Source organism: Aeromonas crassostreae, assembly GCF_054052445.1.
Genome location: NZ_JBSTYM010000019.1, coordinates 48,872 through 74,563 on the forward strand (window position 1 = coordinate 48,872; position 25,692 = coordinate 74,563).

General features: G+C 63.3%; 21 protein-coding genes. 18 read left to right on the forward strand and 3 right to left on the reverse strand.

Annotation, left to right across the window (positions count from 1 at the left end):
* Positions 1 to 128 precede the first annotated feature (128 nt).
* The 7 genes from mscM (at position 129) to frdD (ending at position 10,120) form a co-directional block, all read left to right on the forward strand.
* On the forward strand, positions 129 to 3,395 hold the full coding sequence (mscM, locus tag ACW5W4_RS14700) for a miniconductance mechanosensitive channel MscM (protein ID WP_456689870.1): 3,267 nt from the start codon (positions 129 to 131) through the stop codon (positions 3,393 to 3,395).
* A gap of 102 nt (positions 3,396 to 3,497) precedes the next feature.
* Entirely contained in the window at positions 3,498 to 4,256 is a 759-nt protein-coding gene (locus ACW5W4_RS14705) for a glycerophosphodiester phosphodiesterase (protein ID WP_456689871.1), read from the forward strand.
* 69 nt (positions 4,257 to 4,325) lie between these two features.
* The gene (locus ACW5W4_RS14710) at positions 4,326 to 6,203 is read left to right on the forward strand and encodes a methyl-accepting chemotaxis protein (RefSeq protein WP_456689872.1); all 1,878 of its coding nucleotides are present in this window, start codon (positions 4,326 to 4,328) and stop codon (positions 6,201 to 6,203) included.
* Between the two features lie 536 nt (positions 6,204 to 6,739).
* On the forward strand, positions 6,740 to 8,524 hold the full coding sequence (gene frdA, locus ACW5W4_RS14715; RefSeq protein ID WP_408792711.1) for a fumarate reductase (quinol) flavoprotein subunit: 1,785 nt from the start codon (positions 6,740 to 6,742) through the stop codon (positions 8,522 to 8,524).
* Positions 8,517 to 9,251 carry a succinate dehydrogenase/fumarate reductase iron-sulfur subunit gene (locus ACW5W4_RS14720; RefSeq protein ID WP_429014337.1) on the forward strand — a complete coding sequence of 245 codons (735 nt, stop codon included), beginning with the start codon at positions 8,517 to 8,519 and terminating at the stop codon, positions 9,249 to 9,251. The genes frdA and ACW5W4_RS14720 overlap by 8 nt, the downstream gene beginning before the upstream one ends.
* Positions 9,252 to 9,262: 11 nt before the next feature.
* On the forward strand, positions 9,263 to 9,661 hold the full coding sequence (locus ACW5W4_RS14725; protein ID WP_427262975.1) for a fumarate reductase subunit C: 399 nt from the start codon (positions 9,263 to 9,265) through the stop codon (positions 9,659 to 9,661).
* 102 nt (positions 9,662 to 9,763) lie between these two features.
* Entirely contained in the window at positions 9,764 to 10,120 is a 357-nt protein-coding gene (gene frdD, locus ACW5W4_RS14730) for a fumarate reductase subunit FrdD (RefSeq protein ID WP_427262974.1), read from the forward strand.
* 77 nt (positions 10,121 to 10,197) lie between these two features.
* On the opposite strand, the gene ACW5W4_RS14735 is transcribed toward frdD, so the two are convergent.
* Both ACW5W4_RS14735 and ACW5W4_RS14740 read right to left on the reverse strand, forming a co-directional pair.
* Complete coding sequence (locus ACW5W4_RS14735; protein ID WP_456689873.1) at positions 10,198 to 11,418, reverse strand: winged helix-turn-helix domain-containing protein; 1,221 nt, start codon at positions 11,416 to 11,418, stop codon at positions 10,198 to 10,200.
* Positions 11,419 to 11,492: 74 nt separating this feature from the next.
* Complete coding sequence (locus ACW5W4_RS14740; RefSeq protein ID WP_456689874.1) at positions 11,493 to 12,134, reverse strand: class I SAM-dependent methyltransferase; 642 nt, start codon at positions 12,132 to 12,134, stop codon at positions 11,493 to 11,495.
* 130 nt (positions 12,135 to 12,264) lie between these two features.
* Between ACW5W4_RS14740 and ACW5W4_RS14745 the strand changes: the two genes are divergently transcribed.
* The 7 genes from ACW5W4_RS14745 (at position 12,265) to ACW5W4_RS14775 (ending at position 18,783) form a co-directional block, all read left to right on the forward strand.
* The gene (locus ACW5W4_RS14745) at positions 12,265 to 12,930 is read left to right on the forward strand and encodes a thermostable hemolysin (RefSeq protein ID WP_106887565.1); all 666 of its coding nucleotides are present in this window, start codon (positions 12,265 to 12,267) and stop codon (positions 12,928 to 12,930) included.
* Positions 12,927 to 14,432 carry an AMP-binding protein gene (locus ACW5W4_RS14750; RefSeq protein WP_456689875.1) on the forward strand — a complete coding sequence of 502 codons (1,506 nt, stop codon included), beginning with the start codon at positions 12,927 to 12,929 and terminating at the stop codon, positions 14,430 to 14,432. Before ACW5W4_RS14745 ends, ACW5W4_RS14750 begins: the two co-directional genes overlap by 4 nt.
* Positions 14,429 to 15,085, forward strand: a complete 657-nt coding sequence (locus ACW5W4_RS14755) for a TenA family transcriptional regulator (protein ID WP_456689876.1) — start codon at positions 14,429 to 14,431, stop codon at positions 15,083 to 15,085. The genes ACW5W4_RS14750 and ACW5W4_RS14755 overlap by 4 nt, the downstream gene beginning before the upstream one ends.
* Positions 15,082 to 15,930: an SDR family oxidoreductase gene (locus ACW5W4_RS14760; protein ID WP_456689877.1), complete on the forward strand. Its 849-nt coding sequence runs from the start codon at positions 15,082 to 15,084 to the stop codon at positions 15,928 to 15,930. The genes ACW5W4_RS14755 and ACW5W4_RS14760 overlap by 4 nt, the downstream gene beginning before the upstream one ends.
* Before the next feature lies 1 nt (position 15,931).
* Positions 15,932 to 16,579 (forward strand): tetratricopeptide repeat protein, encoded by a 648-nt coding sequence (locus ACW5W4_RS14765; RefSeq protein ID WP_456689878.1) that lies wholly within the window; start codon positions 15,932 to 15,934, stop codon positions 16,577 to 16,579.
* A gap of 81 nt (positions 16,580 to 16,660) precedes the next feature.
* Entirely contained in the window at positions 16,661 to 17,353 is a 693-nt protein-coding gene (locus ACW5W4_RS14770) for a response regulator (RefSeq protein ID WP_456689879.1), read from the forward strand.
* Positions 17,350 to 18,783, forward strand: a complete 1,434-nt coding sequence (locus ACW5W4_RS14775; protein ID WP_456689880.1) for an ATP-binding protein — start codon at positions 17,350 to 17,352, stop codon at positions 18,781 to 18,783. The genes ACW5W4_RS14770 and ACW5W4_RS14775 overlap by 4 nt, the downstream gene beginning before the upstream one ends.
* Before the next feature lie 162 nt (positions 18,784 to 18,945).
* Here ACW5W4_RS14775 and rloA3 read toward each other — a convergent pair whose 3' ends face one another.
* Positions 18,946 to 19,443 (reverse strand): retropepsin-like aspartic peptidase RloA3, encoded by a 498-nt coding sequence (gene rloA3 / locus ACW5W4_RS14780; RefSeq protein WP_456689881.1) that lies wholly within the window; start codon positions 19,441 to 19,443, stop codon positions 18,946 to 18,948.
* Between the two features lie 401 nt (positions 19,444 to 19,844).
* On the opposite strand from rloA3, the gene ACW5W4_RS14785 reads away from it, so the two are divergent.
* The 4 genes from ACW5W4_RS14785 to ACW5W4_RS14800 form a co-directional block, all read left to right on the forward strand.
* Positions 19,845 to 20,888 (forward strand): GMP reductase, encoded by a 1,044-nt coding sequence (locus tag ACW5W4_RS14785; protein WP_456689882.1) that lies wholly within the window; start codon positions 19,845 to 19,847, stop codon positions 20,886 to 20,888.
* Between the two features lie 210 nt (positions 20,889 to 21,098).
* Positions 21,099 to 22,268: an elongation factor P maturation arginine rhamnosyltransferase EarP gene (gene earP / locus ACW5W4_RS14790; protein WP_456689883.1), complete on the forward strand. Its 1,170-nt coding sequence runs from the start codon at positions 21,099 to 21,101 to the stop codon at positions 22,266 to 22,268.
* Between the two features lie 45 nt (positions 22,269 to 22,313).
* On the forward strand, positions 22,314 to 22,880 hold the full coding sequence (gene efp, locus ACW5W4_RS14795; RefSeq protein WP_041992985.1) for an elongation factor P: 567 nt from the start codon (positions 22,314 to 22,316) through the stop codon (positions 22,878 to 22,880).
* Positions 22,881 to 23,833: 953 nt separating this feature from the next.
* The coding region (locus ACW5W4_RS14800; protein WP_456689884.1) for a retention module-containing protein at positions 23,834 to 25,692 on the forward strand (1,859 nt) is incomplete at its 3' end.

The following is a 25,692-nucleotide window of genomic DNA, read 5'->3' on the forward strand; positions in this document are numbered from 1 at the left end:
GCAGAATAATAGCCAAACAACGCCGTTCTCACCCGTTATTTATGTTGTGAATCATTAATATGTAAAACTTTACCCACCCAGGGCCCTGCTTTAGGCTAGGGCTCTTCTCCTGAACGGAAACGCGCCTCATGTTGCACCGCCTGCTCCCCCTGCTTTTCCTCTTCCTTCCCCTGCTCTCCCAGGCCGATGACGCCACCAGCCAGATAGAGGAACTGCTCCAGAGCGTGCCCAAGGGCGAGACCCCGGAGAATCAGAAGCTGAGGGAGAGTTACCAGCAGGCGCTGCAATTTGCCCGGGATGCCGAACGCTATCGGGCCCAGGGCAAGGCCTACCAGCAGCTGATGATCGACTATCCCAAGGAGTCGGCCCGGCTCAAGGATGCCCTGCACAACTACCAGCCCGTCAACCGGGTGGCCCTCGCCAGCCTGAGCGAGGATGCCCTGCGCCAGGCGCTGGGGCTGAGCAGCAGCCGTCAGCTCAATCTGCGCAAGGAGCGCCAGGCGCTGCTCGACGGCCTCAATCAGCAGGAGATCACCGGCCAGGAGTTCCACCTGCGCATCGATGAGCTGCGCAAGCAGTTGCAGCAGACCCGGGCCCAGCTCGATCGCATGAGCTTCAGTGGCGAGTCGGATCGGCTGCACGAGGCCCAGCAGCTGATGACCCGTCTCAAGGAGCAGTCCCTGTCGGACAGGATCCAGATGCTGGAGCTGGAACAGCTCTCCGCCCAGCAGCGCAGCGATCTCGCCAAGCTCAAGGTGCAGGGGCTCAACCTCGCCATCACCGACGAGGATGAGTGGCAAAACGCCCTCGTCAATCAGCAGAATCAGCTCAGGCGCAAGAACACGGAGCGGACCCTGGCCGAGAGCGAGCGCCTCCAGGCCCAGCTCACCGCCGACATGCCGCTGCTGCAAGAGCAGCAGCAACAGAACCAGACCCTCTCCATCCAGCTCGGCGCCCTGGAGGAGCGGATCGAGGGGGTGCAAGACGAGCAGCGGGATGTGGACAACAGCCTCTCCCACCTCAACGATCTGGTGAACTCGGTACGCGAGCAGCTTGAATGGCTGCAAATCAGCAACGCCTATGGCGAGAACCTGCGCAGCAAGCTGGCCGACCTGCCCGCCCTCTTCCCCCTCGACAAGCTCGAATCGGCCATAGTGCAGTCGCGCATCGCCAAGTACAGATATGAGGGAGAGCAGGAGGCGCTCAAGGAACCGGCCAAGGTGCGGGATCAACTGCTCAAGGAGGAGGACAAGCTGGATAGAGCCCAGCTCACCGTGCTCGACAACCTGCTCAAGACCCGCCGCCTGCTGCTGACCCGGCTCAATGATGCCGCCGACACCCTGATCCAGGAGCAGACCCGGCTCAAGCTGCTCTATATCCGCCAGAACAGCAAGATAGACGAGATCCGCGAGCTCAGCGCCAGTCACCTGTTCTGGCTGCCCGACGTGCCGCCTCTGACCCCGGCCGTCCTGCTCGGGGTACCGGCCGCCCTGGGGCTGGCCCTCGATCCCGCCAACTGGTGGCAGCTGCCCCTGGCCCTGTCCGAGGGGGGCACTACCCGACTCACCTTCACCGTGCTCGCCCTGCTGCTGCTGTTCGTGACCTGGATCCGGCTGGCCCGCCACCTGAGCCACTTCAGCCAGCAGATAGCCCCCAGGGTCGGCAAGGTGACCCAAGACAAGTTCAGCCTCACCAGCCGCCTGCTGCTGCGCTCCCTGATGGCTGCCCTGCCGCTGCCCGCCATGGCGCTGCTGCTGCGCTATCAGCTGGAAGGGGCCTGGCAATATCCCTTCGCCATCGCCATCGCCAAGGGGCTGGGGGAGATCTGGTTCCTGCTGCTGGCGCTGCTGCTGGTGCGCCACCTCACCCTGGAGAAGGGGATCCTCATCCACCATTTCGGCTGGAACGGCGCCCGGGTCGCCCGGGTCTGGAGCCAGTTTCGCACCCTGCTGCTGATCCTCATCCCCAGCTTCTTCGTGCAGGGCATGGCCGACAGCTACCAGGAACACGCCTTCTACGACACCCTGGGCCGACTCGCCTTCATGGTGGGGGCGCTCTGGCTGCTGCTGTTCTTCGTGCGCCTCAACCGGGAGCGCCTGCCGCTCACCTGGGGTCAGGCGGACATGAACAAGCCCCACCTGCTGCACCACTTCATCTGGAACGCCCTCATGCTGGCCCCCCTGGTGGCGGTGGTGGGAGCCCTGCTCGGCTACTTCTACACCTCCCGCACCCTGCTGCGCCAGCTGGAGGTGAGCCTGCTGATGGGGCTGGGCTGCCTGCTGGTCTACTACCTGGCGCGGCGCTGGATGCTGATCCAGCGTCGTCGTCTCGCCTTCGAGCGTGCCAAGAGCCGGCGGGCCGAGATCCTGGCCCAGCGGGGACGCGAGGAGCAAGATGATCTCAGCTCGGAGATCCCGGACGTGGTGGAGGAGCAGGAGCTGGATCTGGACACCATCAGCGCCCAGTCACTGGGCCTCATCCGCACCCTGCTGATGCTGGGCTTCACCATGCTGCTGGTGGTGCAATGGTCCGATCTCAACTCCGCCTTCAGCTTCCTCAGCAACATAGAGGTGTGGCAGGTGAGCAGCAAGGTGGCGGGGATAGAGCAGCTCTCGGCCATCACCTTGCAGGATCTGATGCTGACCCTGTTCGTCTTTATCCTGACGGTGATGACGGCGCGCAACCTGCCGGGCCTGATGGAGCTGACCCTGCTCCAGCACCTCAGCCTCTCCCCCGGCACCGGCTTCGCCCTGACCACGGTCAGCAAGTACCTGGTGATCCTTATCGGCGCCCTCACCGGCTTCTCCATGCTCGGCATCGACTGGTCCAAGACCCAGTGGCTGGTGGCGGCCCTGTCGGTGGGGCTGGGCTTCGGTTTGCAGGAGATCTTCGCCAACTTCGTCTCCGGCCTCATCATACTGTTCGAAAAACCGATCCGGCTCGGCGATACCGTCACCATTCGCGATCTAACCGGCACCGTCTCCAAGATCAAGACCCGGGCCACCACCATAGTGGACTGGGACAGGAAGGAGATCATCGTCCCCAACAAGGCCTTCATCACCGAGCAGTTCATCAACTGGTCCCTCTCAGACGCCATCACCCGGGTCAAGCTGCGCATCCGCATCGGCCTGACCCAGGATCCGAAACGGGTGCAGCAACTGCTGGAGCAGTGCGTGCAGGAGTCCAGCCTGGTGCTGGATACCCCGACCCCTGAGGTGTTCCTGATCGAATTCACCGATTCGGCGCTGATCTACGAGATCCGCCTCTACGTCAACAACATGGACCACAGGATGCCCATCACCCACGAGGTGCACTCCGCCATCCTGGAGAAGCTCCATGCCCTGGGCATGCACCTGCCCCACCAGCAGATCGACATCAGGATGAGCCGGGGCTGATATGGATAGCGGTGCAATTCACGTTGTTCATCGCACCCTGCGGGGCTGGTAGGGTGCAACAAGCGCAGCGCCGTGCACCAACACCAACAACAGGAGCCAATCATGCAGATCATTGCCCATCGCGGGGCCAGTGGCCTGGCCCCGGAGAATACCCTCAAGGCCATCCGCCTCGCCCTGACCCTGGGGGCCCCCGCCATCGAGATCGACGTGCAGCAAGCCGACGGCGAGCTCTGGGTGTTCCACGACCGTCGCCTGGAACGCTGCACCGACGGCCACGGGGTGCTGACCCGGCAGAGCGCCGACTACCTGCGGGGTCTGGATGCCGGTGAGGGGGAGTCCATCCCGACCCTGTGGCAGGTGATGACCGCCATCGCGGGGCGCTGCGAGCTGCACATAGAGCTCAAGGGGAGCGACACGGCCGACGGGGTGGCGGCCCTGACCCGGCGGGCCGAGCGCGATCTCGGCTTCACCCCGGCCCAGTGGCTGGTCTCTTCGTTCCATCATCCCGAGCTGGCCCGTTTCGGCCGGTTGCGCCCGGAGGTCCGGCGCGGCGCCCTCATCGCCCACCGCCCCCTGGCGCTCGCCCCGGCAACCGACGCCCTCGCCCCCTGGTCCCTCAACTGCGACCTCGACTTCGTTGATCAGGCCCTGGTGCGCGAGATCCATGACCGCGGTCTCAAGATCCTGGTCTATACGGTCGATGGGCTGGACGATGCCCGGCAGCTGGCCGAGTGGGGAGTCGATGGCATCTTCACCAACCATCCTGAGCAAATGCTCAAAGCAATCCAAATGGGTCAAAACGGCCCAGACCGCGAAAATAAAGGCGCTCAGGGGATAAAGAAGCCGGAAATCGGCCGATAACCTAGGGGACCAAAACAATAAAATACATCCCCATGACTAACGCAGACTGACGCTCACAAGGACGTAGATATGAACCTATCCATCAAGAACAAGCTGGTACTGGCCGTCGGCCTGATCATCCTGATCATCACCGGGCTGCAGGTCTGGTACAACACCACCCAGCTCAAGGGGGAAACCCAGCGCCTGGTCTGGAACATCATTGACGAGAGCTCCAGCTCCAACGTCAAGGGGATCTCCCGCTGGCTCGACTCGCGCATCGGCATGGTCACCTCCGCCAAGGAGGCCTTCACCGACCAGGATGCCCCCATCAGCCACCTGGCCCAGGCCATGAATGCGGGCAACTTCGATCTGGTCTATGCCGGCACCCAGGACGGCAAGATGATCCAGAGCAAGCCCACCAACCTGCCCGCCGACTATGATCCGCGCCAGCGCCCCTGGTACAAGGCGGCCATCGCCGCCGGCAAGCTCATCGTCACCGAACCCTATGCGGACATCACCACAGGCCAGCTCATCGTCACCATCGCCGAGCCCTTCACCCGGGGCAACACCCAGGGGGTGATCGCCGGTGACGTCTCCATCGACAGCCTGGTGCGCGACATTCTGGCCATGAGCCAGGAGGGCACCTACGCCATGCTGGTGGACAAGAATGGCACCGTCATCGCCCACCCGGACAAGACGCTGGCCCTCAAGCCCGCCACCGAGATCTCCCCCGAGCTGACGGCGGCCAGGATCAACGAGCTGGCCCATGACGGCATGATTTCCGACATGGTGATCGGCGGCAAGGCGAGCGTGTTCGATCTCACCGAGATCCCCAACTCCAGCTGGTACTTCGGCATAGTGGTGGACGAGGCGGTGGCCTATCAGTCGGTCTCGCGCATGGTCACCTCCACCCTGCTGCAAGGGCTGCTGACCATCCTCATCGTGGCGGGCTTCTCCTACCTGGCCATCAGCCGCGCCCTCTCCCCGTTGCAGGTCCTGGGTGACGCCATCGCCGATCTCTCCCGCGGCAACGGCGATCTGACCCGCCGCATCAAGATCGAGCGGGAAGACGAGGTCGGCGCCGTGGCCAAGCACGTCAACACCTTCATCGAGCGCATCCACGTCATGGTACAGGACATCTCCAACTCCTCAGGTCAACTCAACCTGCAGGCCCGCTCCTCCCACGACATGGCGGAGAAATCGAGCCAGGGTCTGGCGCGCCAGCAGAACGAGATCTCCCAGATTGCCACCGCGGTGCACGAGATGTCCGCCACCGCCGTAGAGGTGGCCAGCAATGCCGAGCAGACCGCAGACGCGGCGCGCACCTCCTCCGAGAGCTGTGAACACGGCAAGCAGGTGATCGCCCGCAACCAGAGATCCATCACGGATCTGGCGGGTCAGGTGGAGCAGGCCTCCAACATCATCCAGGAGCTGGAGAAGAACGCCCAGGAGATCAACACCATCCTCTCCACCATCCAGGGGATCGCCGAGCAGACCAACCTGCTGGCCCTCAACGCCGCCATCGAGGCGGCCCGGGCCGGCGAGCAGGGCCGCGGCTTCGCCGTGGTGGCCGACGAGGTGCGGGTGCTGTCCCAGCGTACCCACAGCTCCACCGTCGAGATCCGCAGCATGATAGAGACACTGCAACGCAACACCCAGGGTGCGGTCAGCACCATGCACGAGGGGCAGCTGCTGGCCCAGAACAGCGTGGACGATGCCAGCAACGCCACCCTGGCCCTGGAGCAGATCACCGCCTCCATCAACCAGATCTCCGACATGGCGACCCAGATTTCCAGCGCCGCCGAGGAGCAGCGGGCCGTCACCGACGAGGTGAGCCGCAACATCCAGGCGGTGAAGGATGTCTCGGACGAGCTGGCCGGGGATGCGGACAGCTCCCGCGACCTCTCTGCCCAGCTCAAGAACATCTCGGGCGAGCTGAGCAACCAGGTCGGCATGTTCCGCATCTGATCTCGCCATGGCGCTCGCCAGCAACCATGATAAAGGGGCCGCACGGCCCCTTTCTGTTATGGGCACGCCCTCTATGGGCACAGGCGCCCCCTCACCTCTTCCCCCCATCCGGGCACGAAACAAGCATCCTCATATGGGGAGCTTTCTGTTATAAAACAGCATGCTATTGCCGATTTCGAATTAGTTTTTTAAAGCCAATACCGAGCGTGCCCATCAGAGAATAATTCTTATTAAACAATTTTAATAAAAAACTTAAAAACTTTAGGGTTAATACCTAAAAAGAGAGGTATTTCTCGTTTTACTGACATAAAACTACGTACAATTCTGGGGTTAAAATAACCAAAGCAAGGCGTGTGGCTGATCCTGATCACTGATGGATGGCGATAATTCTGGTGTTTTCATCCAAGGAATGGGGTGACTCTAATAAAAGTCACCATTGCCAAGCACTAAAACAAAGCAGTTTGACTTGCATCAAGCCTGAATTTTTTTGATAGAGCAAAATCGTGCCCAGCAAATCTATCCCTAAGGAGGCAGATGTGGATATTATCAAGACCGATGTCGCCATCATCGGTGCCGGTGGTGGTGGCCTGCGTGCCGCTATCGCCATAGCAGAAGCCCATCCCGACCTCGAGATCGCCCTGATCTCCAAGGTCTACCCGATGCGCAGCCATACCGTCGCCGCCGAAGGTGGTGCCGCCGGTGTGGTCCGTGACGACGACTCCCTCGAGAACCACTTCAACGACACCGTCTCCGGTGGCGACTGGTTGTGCGAGCAGGACGTGGTCGACTACTTCGTCGAGAACTGCACCAGCGAGATGATCCAGCTGGAGCATTGGGGCTGCCCCTGGAGCCGCAAACCGGACGGCAAGGCCAACGTGCGCCGTTTCGGCGGCATGAAGATCCCCCGTACCTGGTTCGCCGCCGACAAGTCCGGCTTCCACATCCTGCACACCCTGTTCCAGACCTCCATCAAGTACCCGAGCATCAAGCGCTTCGACGAGCACTTCTGCCTGGATCTCATCGTGGAAGAGGGCCGCGTCCAGGGGGTGCTGACCTTCGACATCCAGAACGGCATCACCCGCTTCATCCAGGCCAAGTCCGTCATTCTGGCCACCGGTGGCGCCGGTCGCGTCTATCGCTACAACACCAACGGCGGCATCGTCACCGGTGACGGCATGGCCCTGGCCTACCGTCACGGCGTGCCCCTGCGGGACATGGAGTTCGTCCAGTATCACCCGACCGGTCTGCCGGGCACCGGCATCCTGATGACCGAAGGCTGTCGTGGTGAGGGCGGCATCCTGGTCAACAAGGATGGCTACCGCTATCTGCAAGACTACGGTCTGGGCCCGGAAACCCCGGTCGGCGAGGCCAAGAACAAATACATGGAGCTGGGCCCGCGGGATCGTCTCTCCCAGGCCTTCTGGCAGGAGCAGCAAAAAGGCCGCACCATCCCAGGCCCCATGGGCGACGTGGTTCACCTCGACCTGCGCCACCTCGGCGAGAAGTACCTGAAAGAACGCCTGCCCTTCATCTGCGAGCTGGCCAAGGCCTACGTGGGTGTGGATCCGGTGAAAGAACCGATCCCGGTGCGCCCAACCGCCCACTACACCATGGGCGGCATCGAGACCAACGGCCAGTGCGCCACCCGCATGCCGGGCCTCTATGCCCTGGGCGAGTGTGCCTCCGTCGGTCTGCACGGCGCCAACCGCCTGGGCTCCAACTCCCTGTCCGAGATAGTGGTGTTCGGCAAGGTGGCCGGTGAGCATGCCGGCGAGTTCGCCAAGACCCAGCAGCACGGCAACACCCAGGCCCTGGCCGCCAAGGCCGAGGCGCTCATCAAGCAGCACCTCTCCCTGCTCGACATCGACGGCACCGAAAACCCGGCGGATATCCGCAACGAACTGGGCCTCTCCATGGAAGCGGGTGTCGGTATCTACCGTACCGAAGAGCTGATGCAGGGCACCATCGACAAGATCAACGAGCTCAAGGCCCGTTACAAGAAGATCAAGATCAACGACAAGTCCTCTGTCTTCAACACCGACCTGCTGTACGCCATCGAGCTGGGCTACATGCTGGACGTGGCGGAAGCCATGGCCCACTCCGCCATCAACCGCAAAGAGTCTCGTGGCTCCCACCAGCGGCTGGACGGTTTCGAGGAGCGTGACGACGTCAACTTCCTCAAGCACACCCTCTCCTTCTACAACCAGGAAGGCACCCCGACCATCGACTACTCGGATGTGAAGATCACTAAATCCCAACCGGCGAAACGCGTATACGGCTCCGAGGGTGAGAAACAAGACGAGGCTAAGAAGCATGGCTGAGATGATCGAAATTGAAATCCTGCGCTACCGTCCGGAGCAGGATAACGAGCCCTGGATGCAGACCTTCCAGGTGCCCTACCTCAAAGAGATGTCCCTGCTGGACGCCCTGCAATACATCAAGGATCAGCTGGACTCCACCCTGAGCTTCCGCTGGTCCTGCCGGATGGCAATCTGCGGCTCCTGCGGCATGATGGTCAACGGCATTCCGAAACTCGGTTGCAAGACCTTCCTGCGGGATTACCTGCCGGGCAAGATGACTATCGAGCCCCTCAACAACTTCCCCATCGAGCGCGATCTCGTGGTGGACATGTCCGACTTCATCGAGAAGCTGGAGAGCATCAAGCCCTACATCATCCCAGCCGAGCCGCGCAGCCTGTGCGACGGCGAGTACACCCAGACCCCGGCGGACATGGCGAAGTATCACCAGTTCTCCATGTGCATCAACTGCGGTCTGTGCTACGCGGCCTGCCCGCAATATGGCATCAACAAGAAGTTCACCGGCCCGGCGGCCCTGGCACTGGCCTATCGCTACAACGCCGACAACCGCGACAGCGCGTCCAGGGAGCGGATGAAGATCATCAGCCAGGACGAGGGCGTCTGGGGCTGTACCTTCGTGGGCTACTGCTCCGAAGTGTGCCCGAAAGGGGTGGATCCGGCCGCCGCCATCCAGCTTGGCAAGGTCGAGAGCGCCAAGGACTACATGATCGCCATGTTCAAGCCGGATTGAGGAGTGAGACCATGAACAACACCCAGAGCAAACGTAAGCCCTACGTGCGCGAGATGAAGAAAGACTGGTGGCTGAAGAATGCCTTCTACACCGGTTACATGATCCGCGAAGGCACCAGCCTCTTCGTCTCCATCTACGCCGTGGTGCTGATGTGGGGTCTGCTGCGACTGGTGCAGGGTCAGGAGGCGTTCAACGGCTGGCTGGAGTCCCTGCAGAGCCCAATCGCCATCCTGTTCCACGTCATCGCCCTGGCCGCCTGCCTGTTCCACGCCAAGACCTGGTTCGCCCTGGCCCCCAAGGCCATGCGCATCTTCCGTGGCGAAGACCTGGTGCCGGAAAAGCCGATCGTCATCGCCCAGTACGTGGCACTGGCGGCGGTATCCCTGCTGATCCTGTTTATCGTGGCTTGAGGAAATTAATGATGAGACGTTCTGACGAACCCGGTTATTGGTGCCGGGCTGTCACTCAGAAACGTTGGCCACGATCTCTCAATCATGATTTGAGGAAAAAATATGAGACGTTCTGACGAGCCTATATATTGGGGACTCTTTGGTGCCGGTGGCATGGTGGTCGCCATGCTGCTGCCGGTCATTGTCCTCATCACAGGTCTGCTGGTGCCCATGGGCATCATGGACGTGGAGACCATGAGCTTTGAGCGCGTGCATGATTTTGCCAGCTCCTGGTGGGGTGCCTGCATACTGCTGGTGATCATAGCCCTGCCCATCTGGCACGGCATGCACCGCATCTACCACGGCCTGCATGATCTGGGGATCCACACCACCAAGCTGCACCACTACGTGTTCTATGGCTTCGCCTTCCTGGTGTCCGCCATCACGGTCGGTCTGCTGATGGTGCTGGTGTTCCAGTAATCCTTAGGTTGCCAGCAACAGATGATAAAACCGGGCCCAGTGCCCGGTTTTTGTTTGGCTGATATGCAGCGGGCGGGCTAAGGGCGCGGCGTTGGCCACAGGGCCCGCAGGGGCGCCGGCATGGCGCCGAGGCGAAGCAGCGGGGTCTGGTGCCAGTGCGCCAGTTTTTGCAGCGCCTTCTCCAGATCCTGCGCCAGGCTGGCGCTCACCCTAACTCCCTGCTCCAGATAGAGGCTCTTGACCTCGAACACCCCCTCCTTGCGATGGGCCTTGGCGTCCATCCTGCCCACCAGCTTGCCGCGATGCAGCAAGGGCAGCACGAAGTAGCCGTACTGGCGCTTGGGGGCCGGGGTGTAGCACTCGATGCGATAATCAAAGCCAAAGAGCTCGCTGGCCCGCTTGCGATCCCACACCAGGGGATCGAAGGGCGATAGCACGGCGGTGTGGGTCGCCTTGAGACTGCCAGCCTGGGCCCGGGCCAGCTCACCCGCGAGCGATGCGTGCACGAAGGCACCGTGCCGCCAGCCCTCGACGTGCACCGGCAACAGCTCCCCCTCGTCCGCCAGCTGGTGGAGCAGGGCGTCGTATTTGCCGCGCCGCAGGCGGTAGTAATCCGCCACCCAGCCGGTCTTGACCAGCCCCAGCGCCCGGCAGCTGGCCCGCACCATGTCCCGCCGGGCGAGCTCAGGGCTCGGCAGATCCCGCCCATCGTCCCACTCCGGCATGACCCGCTCGGCGAGATCGTAGACCCGCTGGAAGTTGCGCCGCTCGCGCACCATCAGGCGCCCTGCGGTGAACAGCACCTCCAGATGGCGCTTCTCGGGCTTCCAGTCCCACCAGCCGTTGCCCTTGCCCTCCTTGCGTTCAAAGTCGGCGGCCCGCACCGGCCCATCCCGGCGAATGCGCTCGACTATCTGCGCTATCTCTCCGCCGTGGGTCTTGAGCCACTGGGCGGAAAACTTCCAGCCCATGGCGGCGGGATCCAGCATGCGGTGGCGCAGCAGCCGGTAATCCTCCCGGGGGACGAAGCAGGCCTCGTGGGCCCAGTATTCGAAGAGCTCCCCCTCGGCCAGCAACTGCTCCAGCCAGCGCGGATCGTAGTGGCCGAGCCGGCTGAACAGCACCAGATAGGGGCTGCGGGCCACCACGGAGATGGTGTCTATCTGCAGCAGCCCCATGCGCCTTATGCAGGCCAGCAGATCGGAGGGAGCAGCCTTGGTGCGGCGCGGGGTCAGCAGCCCCTGGGCGGCGAGTTGCAGGTGGCGGGCGTCTTGCAATGACAAATGGGGGATCGACATGGAGATAGGGGCATCCGCTGCTGGGTATCAGGCCACCAGCATGCCCAAGCCGCCGCCAAATGAAAATGCCCCGTTCAGGGTTTGGTGAACACGGCTACATCCGCATGGGGAAACTCGACCTGCGCCTGCCAGCGGGCCGCCAGGGCGCGGAATGACGTCTCGGCGAAGAAGACGATGTGGGTCGGATCGTGGCGGTAGCGCCACGTCTTGAAGCGCTCGTCACCCAGCACCCGCTGGGTCTGCAACACCAGGACGCCGCCGGGCTTGAGGCAGGCCCAGAGCCCGTCCAGCACGGCGCGGGGGGCGGCCAGGTGCTCTATCACCTCGGTGCTGGTGATGAAATCGTAGCGACGGGTGAGCAGTTCGGGCTGGTCGGCGTAGAACTTGTCGTAACCCGCCATCTCAAAGCCCACCTCCCGCCCCATGGCGATGAGGGCAGGGCCGGGGCCGCAGCCGAAATCGAGGCCGCTGGCAGGAGGGCTCACCCGGGAGAGCACCTCGCCGAAGGCCCGCATCAGGAAGCCGCGATAACGGGGATCGTCCACCCGGTTGTCGTGCCCGTCATAGACCGCCTTCTCGGCCTGATCGTCCAGGTGATCCGCCTCATCCAGCCAGACCAGCTCGCACGCCAGGCAACGGTGATAGCGCTTGCCCGCCACCGGCAGGGGGTAGCTGTGGCGAGCCGAGCAGAGGGGGCAGCTGGCGCTTGATGACATGACGGATCCTCCTGGGTGACAGCCGCGCAGATTGCCTGCCCGCCGCCTTGCTGACAACTTTTTTTACTCCTTAAGGGTTTCTTAAGTTTGCCCTTTTACTCTCAAGCCATCCCAAGAGAAGGAGCCAACCATGACCATAGAGATCCAAGCCCCCTACAGATTGCTGCTGGCACAGTCCCCGCAGCAGGTCATGGCGCTGCAAGCCTATATCCAGGCCGCCTACACCCTCGAATTCAACGCCCGCATTCCCCATTTTCTGCCCTGCCTGCTCGGGCTCTACCGGGCCGATGGGGTGCTGGTCGGCGCCTGTGGCCTCAACCACGCCAGCACGGGGGAGCGTGAGCAGCCCCTCTATCTGGAGCAGTATCTGGAGCAGCCCATCGAGGCCGCCATCGAAACCCGCCTCGGGGTACGTCCGGCCCGCAGCCGCATCATCGAAGTGGGCAACCTCGCCTGCAGCGAGCCGGGCAATGCCCGCCTGATGTTTGCCGCCCTGTGCCGGTTGCTGTGTGACAACGCCCTCGACTACGTGGTGTTCACCGGCACCGCCAAGCTGCGTAACAGCTTTGCCCGGCTGCGCCTCAACCCGGTGGAGCTGGCCCCTGCCCAGGCCCATCAGGTGGGGGAAGACGCCAGTGCCTGGGGGGAATACTACCGCTGCCAGCCCAAGGTGATGGCCGGGGACATCAACCAAGGGCGCGAGGTGCTCGCCCAGAGCAGCCTGCTGCTCAACCTGCTGGGGCCCATGCCCATGCTTTTTAACCATGCCGGCCATGACAAGAGGTGCGCCCAATGAGCCTGTTCGACGCCATCGCCTGCCACGCCAGCCTGACGCCGCAACGACCGGCACTGCAAGGCAGCCAGGGAGAGCTGGATTACCAGACCCTGTGGCAGCAGATCCAGCGCCTGGCCGACCGCTTGCAGCAAGCCGGCATTCGCCGCCTGGCCCTGCAGCTCGACAACGGTCTGCCCTGGGCGCTGATCGATCTGGCCTGCACCCGGGCCGGGATAGTGGTCATTCCCGTGCCCCACTTCTTCAGCCCGGCCCAGCAGGCGTGGCTGCTGGAGAGCAGCGGGGCCGATGCCCTGGTGGGCCCCGAGCATGAGGGCTGGCAGGCCGTCGCCCCCCTCATCCTGATGACGGGGGCCGCCGATGAACAGGCGCTGCCCCTGTGGCGGCGCACCCCGGTCGCCCCCCCGGCCCTGCCCCTGGGCACCGCCAAGATCACCTATACCTCGGGCACCACGGGCCAGCCCAAGGGGGTCTGCCTGTCCCTTGCCCAGATGACGGCGGTCTGCGAGTCCCTGGCCCTGCGGGTCGCGCCGGCCCGGGTCGAACAGCACCTGACCCTGCTGCCCCTGGCCACCCTGCTGGAGAATCTGACCGGTCTCTACGTGCCGCTGCTCACCGGCGCCTGCAGCCGCATCCCCTCCCTCGGCGAGCTCGGCTTCACCGGCTCCAGCACCCTCGACCCGGCCGTGCTGGGCCAGGCCCTGGCACGCTGGCCCAGCCACAGCCTGGTGCTGGTGCCCGAACTGTTGCGCCTGCTGCTGGCGCTGTGCGCCAACACCCCGCCCCTGGCCGAACGGCTCAAGGGGCTGCGCTTCGTCGCCGTCGGTGGCGGCAAGGTCGCCCCCGATCTCATCGCCCATGCCCGCGCCCTGGGGCTCCCTGTCTATGAGGGATATGGCCTGTCGGAATGCGGCTCTGTCGTGGCGCTCAACGGCCCTGACGCCGACCTGATGGGCAGCGTCGGCCGCCCCCTGCCCCATTGCCGGGTCACCCTGGCCGCCGATGGCGAAGTCATGGTGAGCGGCAGCGCCATGCTGGGCTATCTGGGGGAAGAGAGCACCGCGGGCGAGCCTGCGGACCTGCAGATCGCCACCGGGGATCTGGGTCACCTGGACGCAGAGGGCTACCTGCACATCACGGGGCGCAAGAAGAACGTCCAGATCACCGCCTTTGGCCGCAACTTTTCGCCGGAGTGGGTGGAAGCCCAGGCCCAGCTCTGTCCGGCCATCGCCCGCATCGTGATCTTCGGTGACGGCCAGCCCGCCAACGTCGCCCTGATCCAGCCGCTGCCGGGCGGCCAGTCCCAATTACCCGAGCAGATTGCCCGGCTCAACCAGCAGTTGCCCGATTACGCCCGCATCCATCACTGGCTGCCGGTGGCGCTGGATCAGCACCCCGGCCTGCTGACGGCCAACGGCCGCCCCCGTCGCAACGAGATTTATCACCACTTTTCCCGGCAGATCGACCAATGCCTGACCCAAGGCCTCACAGGAGAGACCTCATGAGCTTCTACCAGACCCTGCAACACGCCACCGCCTCCGAGCGCGAGCACCTGTTCAATGCCCCCATCATCGAGGCCTGCCGCCGCGGCGACATCAGCCGGGAGACCTACCTCGCCTTCCTGGCAGAGGCTTACTACCACGTGCGCCACACTGTGCCGCTGCTGATGGCCACCGGCGGCAAGCTGGGACAGGAGTATGAGTGGGTGCGCGGCGCCATCCGGGAGTACATAGACGAGGAGTACGGTCATCAGGAGTGGATCCTGAACGACATCCGCGCCTGCGGCGGTGACGCCGAGGCGGTGCGCCATGGCCGGCCGGGCCTGCCCATCGAGCTGATGGTGGCCTTCCTCTACGACCAGATCCAGCGCGGCAACCCCATGGGCTTCTTCGGCATGGTGCAGGTGCTGGAAGGCACCAGCGTCGCCATCGCCCTGACGGTGGCGGACCAGCTCAAGAGCGGTCTGGGCCTGCCGCCCCAGGCGATGAGCTACCTGAGCTCCCACGGCGCCCTGGATCAGGAGCACCTCAAGTTCTTCGAGTCCCTGATGAACCGGGTGGAAGACCCGGCGGATCAGGTCGCCATCATTCACTCGGCCAAGGTGGTCTACCGCCTCTATGGCGACATGCTCCATCAGCTCACGGGATCCTGCCAATGAAGCTTGAAGGGAAACGCATACTGCTCACCGGCGCCAGCGGCGGCATAGGGGAAGCCCTGGCCATGGAGCTGGCGGCCCAGGGAGCGCACCTGCTGCTGCACGGACGCCGGGCCAGCGCCCTGGAGCGCCTGCGCAAGGAACTGCCCCATTCGGAGCGCCACCAGACGGTGACCGCCGATCTCGGCTCGCCCCAGGAGCGGGCCAGGCTGTTGCAGCACCCGGCGCTGGAGCAGGGGCTGGATGTGCTCATCAACAGCGCTGGCTGCAACCAGTTTGCCTGGCTGGAAGACCAGAGCGGCGAGCAGGTGACGCGCCAGTTGCTGCTCAACATAGAGGCGCCCATCCAGCTCACCCGCGCCCTGCTGCCCCGGCTGCGCAAGCCCGCCGTCATCATGAACATAGGCTCCAGCCTCGGGGCCATCGGCTATGCCGGTTACAGCGTCTATTGCGCCAGCAAGTTCGCCCTGCGGGGCTTTAGCGAGTCTCTGGGGCGGGAGCTGGAGGGCACCGGCATCAAGGTGCTGCACTTTGCCCCCCGCGCCACCCGCACTCACCTCAACTCCCAGGCGGCCTACGCCATGAATGCCGAGCTCGGCACCCGGACCGACAGCCCCCAGGACGTGGCCGAGGAGGCCGTCATCGCCCTGTGCAACGAGACGCGCCGCAACTGGCTCGGCTGGCCGGAGAAGCTGTTCGTGCGGCTCAATGCCCTGCTGCCCGCCCTGGTCGACAAGGCGCTGGCCAGACAACTGCCCATCATCGAACGCCATGCCCGCCACCCTGTCCCCCTGGCCACAGATCACGGGGACAACCCCGTCTGTGCCACGCACAAAAAGGAACATTGAGATGAAACACGCCACTTTCCGCCCCCGATTTGGTCACAGTCTCCTGCTGCTCGCCCTGGGAGGCACGTTGACAAGCAGCCTGGTTCAGGCCGCCGATGCCCTGCCCACCATTCAGCAGCAGTGGGCCCACTGTCAGTATCAAGAGACTGGCAAGGCCAAGGAGAGCTGCCTGGAGACCCTGAGCGCCCAGGCGGAGCAGGCCAGTGCCAAGGAGGCCTTTCGCACCGATCTGCTGATCTGGTCCGCCATCGTCAAGAGCACCTGGGCCGGCGCCAAGGGCGGCCTCGGGGCCCTCAGCCTGGTGAAGGAGGCCAAGGCCAAGCTGGAGATCGCCATCAAGCAGGATCCCAAGGCGCTGGAGGGCTCCGCCTACACCAGTCTGGGCTCCCTCTACTACCAGGTGCCGGGCTGGCCGGTCGGCTTCGGGGATGACGACAAGGCCGAGCAGTTGCTCAAGCAGGCGCTCGCCATCAACCCCACCGGCATAGATCCCAACTTCTTCTACGGCGACTTCCTGCTGGATCAGGGGGACAAGGCCCAGGCGAAGATCTATCTGGACAAGGCCCTGGCCGCCCCGGCCCGCCCTGGCCGCGAGCTGGCGGACGAGGGGCGCAGGGCGGAAATTCGCGAGCGTCTCGCCAAGCTATAAACACAAGCAGATCAGTGCGCTATTTCAACTCTGCCCACCGGCTTGCATACTGGTGGGCAGCATCGTTTGAGGGAGAGAAGAATGCGAGTCCTGTTGGTGGAAGATGATGTGATGCTGGGAGACGGCATGGTGGATGCCCTGCGCGGCAGCGGCTACACGGTGGACTGGCTGCAGCAGGGGCTGCCCGCCCTGTCGGCGCTCAAGAGCGAGGAGTTCGCCGCCCTCATCCTGGATCTCAATCTGCCGGACATCGACGGCATCAGCCTGCTGCGCAAGCTGCGCCGGGAGGGACAGACCCTGCCGGTGCTCATCCTCACCGCCCGGGATGCCCTGGACGATCGGGTGCTGGGGCTGGATGCGGGCTCCGATGACTACATGGTCAAGCCCTTCGCCCTGCAGGAGCTCAACGCCCGGCTGCGCGCCCTGGTGCGCCGCAGCAAGGGCCAGGCCCAGGCGGTGCTGGAGTATGGCGACATCCTCATCTACCCCGAATCCCAGCAGGTCACCTATCGGGGCGAGCCGGTCAGGCTGACCCCCCACGAGTACAAGCTGCTGCAGGAGCTCATCAGCCAGAGCGGCCGGGTGCTGAGCCGCGATCAGCTGCAACAGAGCCTCTATGGCTGGGACGAGGGGGCAGAGAGCAACGCGGTGGAGGTGCACATTCACCACCTGCGCAAGAAGTTCTTCCCCGAGCTCATCCGCAACATCCGCGGTGTCGGCTACATAGTGCCGCAGCCAGATACCCAGGGCAGCAAAGGGATGCCCGCCCGATGAGTCGCGTTCGCTCCATCCGCCGCTTCCTGCTCACCGGCATCCTGACCCTGGTCGGCGTCAGCCTGGCCGTCAGCGCCCTCATCGGTTATCTGGAGGCGAGCCACGAGATGGAGGAGCTGTTCGATGCCCGGCTCGCCCAGTCGTCCCGCATCACCAACCAGCTGCTGGCCAACTACCTCAAGCAGAGCAAGACACTGCCCGCCGATGGCGCCCTCTACCAGGACTGGACCCGGCAAAACCCCGGCGGCCACCCCGAGGAGCGGGGGCTCAATCTCGGTGGCGAGGACAGGGAGCTGACCCCCTACGGCCATGAATTTGAACGCAATCTCACCTTCCAGCTGGCCGATGGCGAGGGCCGGTTGCTGCTGCGCTCCCCCAGCGCACCGCCCCGGCTGCTCGGCAAGCTGACCATCGGCTTTGATACGGTGCGCCGAGATGGCCATGACTGGCGCACCTTCACCCTCTACAACCAGGATGAGCAGACCTGGCTCATCGTCGCGGAGCGGGATGACGAGCGAGGGGAGCTGGCCAGCAAGATGGCCACCCTCACCATGCTGCCGCTCTTCATCACCCTGCCCTTCCTGCTCGGCCTGCTGTGGTGGCTGGTGACCCGCGGCCTGGCACCGCTGCGCCAGCTGACCCAGGCCATCGGCGAGCGCCACCCCGCCAACCTGAGCCCCCTCAATCTCACCATCAAGGCCGAGGAGCTGACGCCCCTGGTGGGGGAGATCAACCGGCTGATGCACGCCCTGGCCGACACCCTGGAGCGGGAGAAACAGTTCACCAACGAGGCGGCCCACGAGCTGCGCACCCCGCTGGCGGTGCTGCGCATCCACAGCGAGAATGCCATGGCGGCAGCAGATGAAACGAGTCGACGCCAGTCCCTGGGCAAGATGCTGCTGGCCCTCGATCGCAGCGACCGCCTGCTACGCCAGCTGCTGACCCAGGCCCGCATCGACAACCAGCAGGATCCCGTGCTGGAGCGCGTCGATCTGGGTCAGTTGCTGCAAGGCTGCCTCGCCGCCCTCACCCCCCTGGCACTGAACAAGGAGCAGCAGATCTCCCTCGAGCGCAGCGGCCGGGTACAGGTCATGGGCCAGCCCACCCTGCTGGAGCTGATGTTTGGCAACCTCATCGACAATGCGCTGCGCTACACCCCGGCCGGAGGCGTGATAGAGGTCGCCGTCGAGCCGTCGGGCAACCGGGTGCGGGTGACGGTCAGCGACAATGGCCCCGGCATCCCCGCCGAGGCGATGGCGCGCCTGTGCGAGCGCTTCTTTCGGGTCAATCCCCAGCAGGGGGATGGCGTGGGTCTGGGCATGGCCATAGTGCGCCGCATCGCCGAGCTGCACGGCGCGGACATGAACATCCGCAACCGGCCCGAAGGGGGGCTGGAGGTGAGCCTGCTGCTGCCCGCGCCGCCGACCTGATCGGGGCACCATGGACGACAAAACGCGGGGGCCCAGGCCCCCCCGCGCGGCTCATTCCCCCAGGGGGGGGTGCCGAACCCCCGCGGGGGTGTTCCGGGAAGGTGCGGGCGGGGGGCCCCCCCCCCCCCCCCCCCCGCGACTCATGCCCCCAGGGAGGGTTCCCTAACCGCAGCTGGGCTGTACCGTGAAGGTGCGGGCGGAGTCCACCGGCCCCAGCTCCGCCAGCAGGCGGCGCCCGAGCAGCACGGGATAGAGCATGTCGCTGCGATCCCGCAGGGTGAACCACTCCTTGTAGACCTTGTCACCGACGCAGACGGACAGGGTCACCGTCGGGCGCTGCTCCATGCCACCGGCGCCGCGCACCGCCACGCTGCGCTCCACCGGCCGCTCCAGAGTCTGGCGCACCACCTTGTCGGTGTCGGCATCGGTCAGCTCCAGGGTGAAGCGCACCCAGGGCTTGCCGTCACGCTTGAAGTGGTGCAGATCCCGCGCATCCATCGAAGAGGTGAGAGCGCCGGTATCGAGTTTCATCTTGACCGCCACGGCGCCGGGCATGATCAATCCCTTCTCGATCCAGCCATAGACGGTAGGGGACGCCGCCATCCCGGGCAGGGAGAGGCAGGCCAGTAGCAGCAAGGTCATGGTTCGCAATGCAAGCACGTTTACTCCTGAGCAAGGCAGGGCCGACGCTGACCCCAGCGGTCAAGAGTGGGGATGGAACGGCCAGCTGTCAACCGGCGAGAGGCGACGTCCTGGGCAGGATGGCGCCCCTCGCGCCGCCCGCGTCAGGATCCGGGCCGGGGACGAAAAAGAGACTCATATGGGGAGATTTCTGGCTGGCGCCAAGGGGGACAGAGCCGGGGAACAAGAGCCTGGGCTGCGCTCAGGTTGTGACGCCAAAGGCTACCACAGCGCTGCGTGAATTATCAGTCTTGTTCTGGCGGGATTTCTGGCTAGACTGTTGTAAACCGGAGGCCTCGAAAACCTGCGGTTTTTTTGCGCCTGCCGAAAAGTTGCCACTGCAAAGTGACGTTCAAACAAGGCTCAATAAGGAATTTGCAATGCGTATCGAAGAAGACCTGAAGCTCGGTTTCAAGGATGTGCTGTTTCGCCCCAAGCGCTCAACCCTCAAGAGCCGCGCCCAGGTCAGCCTGACCCGTCAGTTCACCTTCAAGCACACCCAAACCCAGTGGCAGGGCACCCCCATCATCGCCGCCAACATGGATACCGTCGGCAGCTTCGCCATGGCCAAAACCCTGGCCGGCTTCGAGATGATGACCGCAGTGCACAAGCACTACAGCCTCGCCCAGTGGCAAGCCTTCGTCAGCGAAACCGATCCGGCCCTGCTCGGCCATGTGATGGTCTCCACCGGCACCTCCGAAGAGGACTTCATCAAGACCCGCCAGATCCTCGCCATGTCAGAGGCCCTGCGCTTCATCTGCGTGGATGTGGCCAACGGCTACTCCCAGCACTTCGTCGAGTTCCTGCGCAAAATTCGTGAGGCCTACCCGAACCACGTCATCCTGGCGGGCAACGTGGTCACCGGCGAGATGGTGGAGGAGCTGATCCTCTCCGGCGCCGACATCGTCAAGGTGGGCATAGGCCCGGGTTCGGTCTGCACCACAAGGGTCAAGACCGGCGTCGGCTACCCCCAGCTCTCCGCCATCATAGAGTGCGCCGATGCGGCCCACGGTCTGGGCGGCCAGATCGTCGGTGACGGCGGCTGCACCTGCCCGGGGGAAGTGGCCAAGGCGTTCGGCGGTGGCGCCGACTTCGTGATGCTGGGCGGCATGCTGGCGGCCCACGAGGAGTGCGGCGGCGAGGTGGTGGACGTCGATGGTGCCCCCTTCATGAAGTTCTACGGCATGAGCTCGTCGAGCGCCATGGACAAGCACGCCGGCGGCGTCGCCGACTACCGCGCCTCCGAGGGCAAGACAGTGCTGCTGCCCTATCGCGGCCCGGTGGAGAACACGGTGCGCGACATCCTCGGCGGCGTGCGCTCCACCTGCACTTACGTCGGTGCCAGCCAGCTCAAGGAACTCACCAAACGCACCACCTTCATCCGGGTACGCGAGCAGGAGAACAACGTCTACGGCAAGGAGTAAGCCAGCTCCCGTTGTGTTCACTCCACCTGCATCCATGTGGTCGGTGCCAGCCAGTTGAAAGAGCTGACCAAAGCACACACCACCTTTATCCGGGTGCGCGAGCAGGAGAACAACGTCTACGGCAAGGAGTAACTCGCCGCTGACGGTTAGAAGCCAATCCACCGGTGTGCTACCCTGCGCACCGGTTTTTTGCATCTGGAACCCCGAGCCATGACCAGCCCCCTGCCCCCCTTCGACTGGGACATCTTCTGCACCGTGGTGGACAACTTCGGCGACATCGGCGTCACCTGGCGGCTGGCCCGCCAGCTGGAGCAGGAGGGGCATGGACAGGTGCGGCTCTGGGTGGACGATCTGGCCAGCTTCGCCCGCATCTGCCCGGGGCTGGATCCCGCACAGGATGGTCAGTGGGTCGACGACATCTATGTCCAGCACTGGCACGAGACCCTGCCTGCCGATGTCGTTCCGGCCAGGGTGGTGATCGAGGCGTTTGCCTGCGAGCTGCCCGCCCCCTTTATCGCGTGCATGGCCGAGCAGACCACGCCCCCCTGCTGGATCAACCTGGAGTACCTCTGTGCCGAAGCCTGGGTCGAGGATTGCCACGGCCTCGCCTCCCCCCGGCGGGTCGGCAGCAAGCGCCTCGACAAATACTTCTTCTTCCCGGGCTTCACGGCTAAAACCGGTGGTCTGCTGTGCGAGCAGGGCCTCATCGCCGAGCGAGATCGCTGGCAGCAGGACGAGGCGGGGCTTGCCGCCTACTGGGCGAGCCTCGGCCTGCCGCCGAAGGAGGAGAGCGAGCTGAGGATCAGCCTGTTTGCCTACGAGAGCGAGGCGATCCGCTCCCTGGTGATCGACTGGCAGGCCAGCCCCACCCCCATCACCCTGCTGCTACCCCTGGGGCGCGCCGTACCGGACGTGCTGCGAGGCCTGGGCCTGGAGGGAGAGACGGTGCAACCCGGGGATCTGCTGCGCGCCGGCAGCCTCGCCGTCAAGCTGCTGCCGATGACCAGCCAGACAGGCTACGACCGCCTGCTGTGGAGCTGCGACCTCAATCTGGTGCGCGGCGAAGACTCCTTCGTGCGGGCCCAGTGGTCGGCAAGGCCCTTCCTGTGGCACATCTATCCCCAGGAAGAACAGGCCCACATGGTCAAGCTCGACAGCTTCCTCGACCACTATCTGGCCGGCCTGCCCCAGGAGACGGCCAGTTGGCTGCGGGCCTTCAACCACGCCCTCAACCAGGGGGAGAATACCCGCGAGCTCTGGGGGCAATGGCCCCGTCACTGCGCGGGTTGGCGCCAATATGGGCGAGACTGGTCACAGAAGCTGCACCGGGATGGGGATCTCGTCACACGATTGATGAAATTTCTGGAAAGCCGTATATAATCTGGCAGTTTTTTATTCGTCCGTTTCACGAACAGGAATTTTGACATGAAAACCGCACAGGAAATCCGCGCTGGTAACGTAGTCATGATCGGCACCGAGCCGATGGTGGTGCAGAAGGCTGAGTTCAACAAATCCGGCCGTAACTCCGCCGTGGTCAAGATGAAGCTGAAAGGCCTGCTGAACGGCAGCGCCACCGAGACCGTCTTCAAGGCTGACGACAAGCTGGAAGTGGTTCAACTGGAGCGTAAAGAGTGCACCTACTCCTACTTCTCCGATCCCCTGTATGTCTTCATGGACACCGAGTACAACCAGTACGACGTCGAGAAGGACAACCTGGGTGACGTGCTGAACTACCTGGTAGACGGCATGGAAGACATCTGCGAAGTGACTTTCTACAACGAGAAAGCCATCTCCGTCGAGCTGCCGACCACTATCGTGCGCGAAATCGAGTACACCGAGCCGGCCGCCCGTGGCGACACCTCAGGTAAAGTGACCAAGCCTGCCCGCCTGAAAGGCACTGGCTACGAGCTGGCCGTTGCCGCCTTCGTCGAGATCGGTGACAAGATCGAGATCGACAGCCGCACCGGCGAATTCAAGCGTCGTCTCTCCTGATAGACTCTTGAACGATGAGCCAATGGCCTGATGCGGATCGATCCAGGATCCAGTAGCCATTGTCCCTGATGTGCAAAGATCCGAAACCTTTGATTGGGTTTCGGATTTTTTTATATCCACCCGACGGACACCCTATCCCCCGCCCCTTCTCCCCTCTCCCTCAGATCTCATCGCAAGTTCGCCCAGGCGATCTCTCGCCCCCGGGGACAAGAGGGCGCACCGTTCAAGGTCCCCCGGCATCCCATCCCTGCCGGGCATGGCGATGCGCCCTGCCTCCTCACACGGGGTGGGATGAGGCCGACACAGGGCCCAGTGCGCGCCAGCATGACCAGGAAACCAGAGGAGAAAAGCAAGGCTGCACTGATATGGAGTGCGGGATACTCAACCCGCTCATATTCCCCTATATCAATCCGGTCTGACGAAGATGATGGCTTGAAATATACCTTGTACAATATATTTCGGCATATCAAGGTGGTGACATGGGTATTTATCCTTTATAGGGATGGATAATAAACTATATCAATCAGTACGTAACAGCGTGTCCCTGCCATTTTAATAGACTGCCATTGAATAAATAAGGCCATCTAAAAAAGACGTAATGCAAATATACCTCACCACATAAAGGCATTAATGACCGATAGCGGGTGGCACGCAATTTGACATCAGGACACCCATGGAAGAACACGCATAAACAAATGATTTTATTGAGCATCACTCCATTTGCGTTTGCAGTCCTTCTACAGAGGCAGCAAAGGGGCGGCGCGGGGTGTTATTTAAAATATCCAGTACTGGCGCTGAACGAGAGATAAAAAATATTTGTGATCCAGATCGATAAATAACAGTGGCATCTCATATAGATCCTTTATTTGTGACCTGGGGGCGGGAGAGGGCCATGCCCTTCACTTCCATTTTTGATATTTTTATCCATAGCGAGTAATAAAAGGGTTTCTATTATGGATAAGATATTTCAGATACAGGGCGCCGTCATCACGGCGATCGAGGGACAAGTCAGTCTGATAGTCGATGGGACAGAGGTGCCATTGGATGTTGGCATGACATTGCCAGAATACGGCCAACTGACCACAGGGGAGAATGGGCGATTGGGTCTCTCCCTCGAAGAGGGTCACACCCAGGAGATCCCCCCCCTTCAGACTCTGGCTCTACAAGATGGTGCCGAAACCGTTCTGGACGATGAGATCTCGGCACTTCAGCAGTCGATCGTCGACGGCGCGGATCCGACCCAGATATTCGAAGCAACGGCGGCCGGGGAAGAGATGACAGACGGCGGTGCCGACGGTACATCGAACGGCGGTTATATCAATCTGATGCGTGATGGCGCCGCAACCCTGGCAGAAGCCGGGTTTGATACGGCTTACGCGAGCGCCGCCGAGGAGGAGAGGCCAGAGTGGCTGGGCTATCAGGATAGCCTGGACGGAGGGGAGGATCCCGGGCCCGATTTCGCCTCCCCCACCATTGGCAGTGTCACCCATACCGTTTATGAGGCCGCGCTGGCGGGGGGGAGTGCGCATCAACCTGAGGGCGCAGCCACACGTGGTGCCTTTAGCGTCGATCTCCATGGCCTGGGGGGCGAGGTACAGATCCTGGATCAGCGCTTCACCCTGGATGCGGGCGGCAATGCCATCCTGCCAGAGGGAGGGGTTCATATCGAGACGGGGGCCGGTGTCTTGCATATCACCGCCATTCGCGATGGCGTCATTACCTACTCCTACCAACTCAACGAAGCCCAGAGCCATGCCCCCGGCGAGGGTAACAACACCCTGCTAGAAGCGATCCCACTGACCGTCACCGACAGCCGTGGCGAGTCCGCCAGCGGCAGTCTGGATGTCACCATAGTCGACGACGTACCGAGCATCACGGTGACTGACGCAGAGCTGAGCGTGAACGAGGGCTATGCGGTCGACGGTAGCTTTAGCCACGAGCTGGGTGCCGATGCGGTCGGGGCGACCCTGACGGTGGAGGGCGGGACATTACTGTCAGACGGACGCTGGGAGCTAGAGCACGGGTTCGTCACCCTCGATCCCGCGCAGGGCACCTTTACCTTCACGGCCAAGCCGAACGCGCCGCAAGGGGCGGAGCAGGAGATCGTCTTGGTGGTGACCGACGGTGACGGCGACGTGGACAAGGGGTCGGTCACCATAGTGATAGGCCAGAGCGAGGCACCCGAGATCGCCCCCATCCTGGTGGACGAGCAGGGGCTGACCTCGACGCTGGATGGCTCGGAGAGCGCGGTCATCGCTGTGCCGGATGGCTACACGGTGGTCAGCGTGAGCGGGGCGGTCAATGGCACCCTGAGTCAGAACGCACAGGGGGAGTGGGTCTACACCCTCAAGGGGAGCCTGACGCACAGCAAGGACGGGCGTGACCAGCTTGAGGGCGACGTGCTGACGGTGGTGGTCAAGGATGGGCAGGGCAACAAGCACATCCTGGAAGTGCCGGTGACGGTGGTGGACGACGTGCCGACGGCGATGGCCGATACGATAGCCCTACAGGAAATCGATGGGCAGGGTCGCGGCAATGTGCTGGACAACGACAGCTTTGGTGCCGACGGCGGGACGATCATGGGCGTGGCGGTCGGTGTGCAGGATGGGCCCGTCATTGGTAATGTGGGGAGTGAGCTGCAAGGCCAATACGGCACCCTGATCCTCAATGCCGACGGCAGTTACCACTATGTGCTGACCGCCGATGTTCCGGCCGGCGAGACGGTGGAAGAGCAGTTCACCTACACCTTGAAGGATGGGGATGGTGACACCTCGACCACCACCATCACGGTGAGTGTGCAGGGGGACAATCA

Excerpts from the sequence above, each read along its gene's own strand:
- mscM (WP_456689870.1), top strand. The coding sequence starts at position 129 with ATGTTGCACCGCCTGCTCCCCCTGCTTTTCCTCTTCCTTCCCCTGCTC.
- ACW5W4_RS14705 (WP_456689871.1), top strand. The coding sequence starts at position 3,498 with ATGCAGATCATTGCCCATCGCGGGGCCAGTGGCCTGGCCCCGGAGAAT.
- ACW5W4_RS14710 (WP_456689872.1), top strand. The coding sequence starts at position 4,326 with ATGAACCTATCCATCAAGAACAAGCTGGTACTGGCCGTCGGCCTGATC.
- ACW5W4_RS14720 (WP_429014337.1), top strand. The coding sequence starts at position 8,517 with ATGGCTGAGATGATCGAAATTGAAATCCTGCGCTACCGTCCGGAGCAG.
- ACW5W4_RS14725 (WP_427262975.1), top strand. The coding sequence starts at position 9,263 with ATGAACAACACCCAGAGCAAACGTAAGCCCTACGTGCGCGAGATGAAG.
- frdD (WP_427262974.1), top strand. The coding sequence starts at position 9,764 with ATGAGACGTTCTGACGAGCCTATATATTGGGGACTCTTTGGTGCCGGT.
- ACW5W4_RS14735 (WP_456689873.1), bottom strand. The coding sequence starts at position 11,418 with ATGTCGATCCCCCATTTGTCATTGCAAGACGCCCGCCACCTGCAACTC.
- ACW5W4_RS14740 (WP_456689874.1), bottom strand. The coding sequence starts at position 12,134 with ATGTCATCAAGCGCCAGCTGCCCCCTCTGCTCGGCTCGCCACAGCTAC.
- ACW5W4_RS14745 (WP_106887565.1), top strand. The coding sequence starts at position 12,265 with ATGACCATAGAGATCCAAGCCCCCTACAGATTGCTGCTGGCACAGTCC.
- ACW5W4_RS14750 (WP_456689875.1), top strand. The coding sequence starts at position 12,927 with ATGAGCCTGTTCGACGCCATCGCCTGCCACGCCAGCCTGACGCCGCAA.
- ACW5W4_RS14755 (WP_456689876.1), top strand. The coding sequence starts at position 14,429 with ATGAGCTTCTACCAGACCCTGCAACACGCCACCGCCTCCGAGCGCGAG.
- ACW5W4_RS14760 (WP_456689877.1), top strand. The coding sequence starts at position 15,082 with ATGAAGCTTGAAGGGAAACGCATACTGCTCACCGGCGCCAGCGGCGGC.
- ACW5W4_RS14765 (WP_456689878.1), top strand. The coding sequence starts at position 15,932 with ATGAAACACGCCACTTTCCGCCCCCGATTTGGTCACAGTCTCCTGCTG.
- ACW5W4_RS14770 (WP_456689879.1), top strand. The coding sequence starts at position 16,661 with ATGCGAGTCCTGTTGGTGGAAGATGATGTGATGCTGGGAGACGGCATG.
- ACW5W4_RS14775 (WP_456689880.1), top strand. The coding sequence starts at position 17,350 with ATGAGTCGCGTTCGCTCCATCCGCCGCTTCCTGCTCACCGGCATCCTG.
- ACW5W4_RS14785 (WP_456689882.1), top strand. The coding sequence starts at position 19,845 with ATGCGTATCGAAGAAGACCTGAAGCTCGGTTTCAAGGATGTGCTGTTT.
- earP (WP_456689883.1), top strand. The coding sequence starts at position 21,099 with ATGACCAGCCCCCTGCCCCCCTTCGACTGGGACATCTTCTGCACCGTG.
- efp (WP_041992985.1), top strand. The coding sequence starts at position 22,314 with ATGAAAACCGCACAGGAAATCCGCGCTGGTAACGTAGTCATGATCGGC.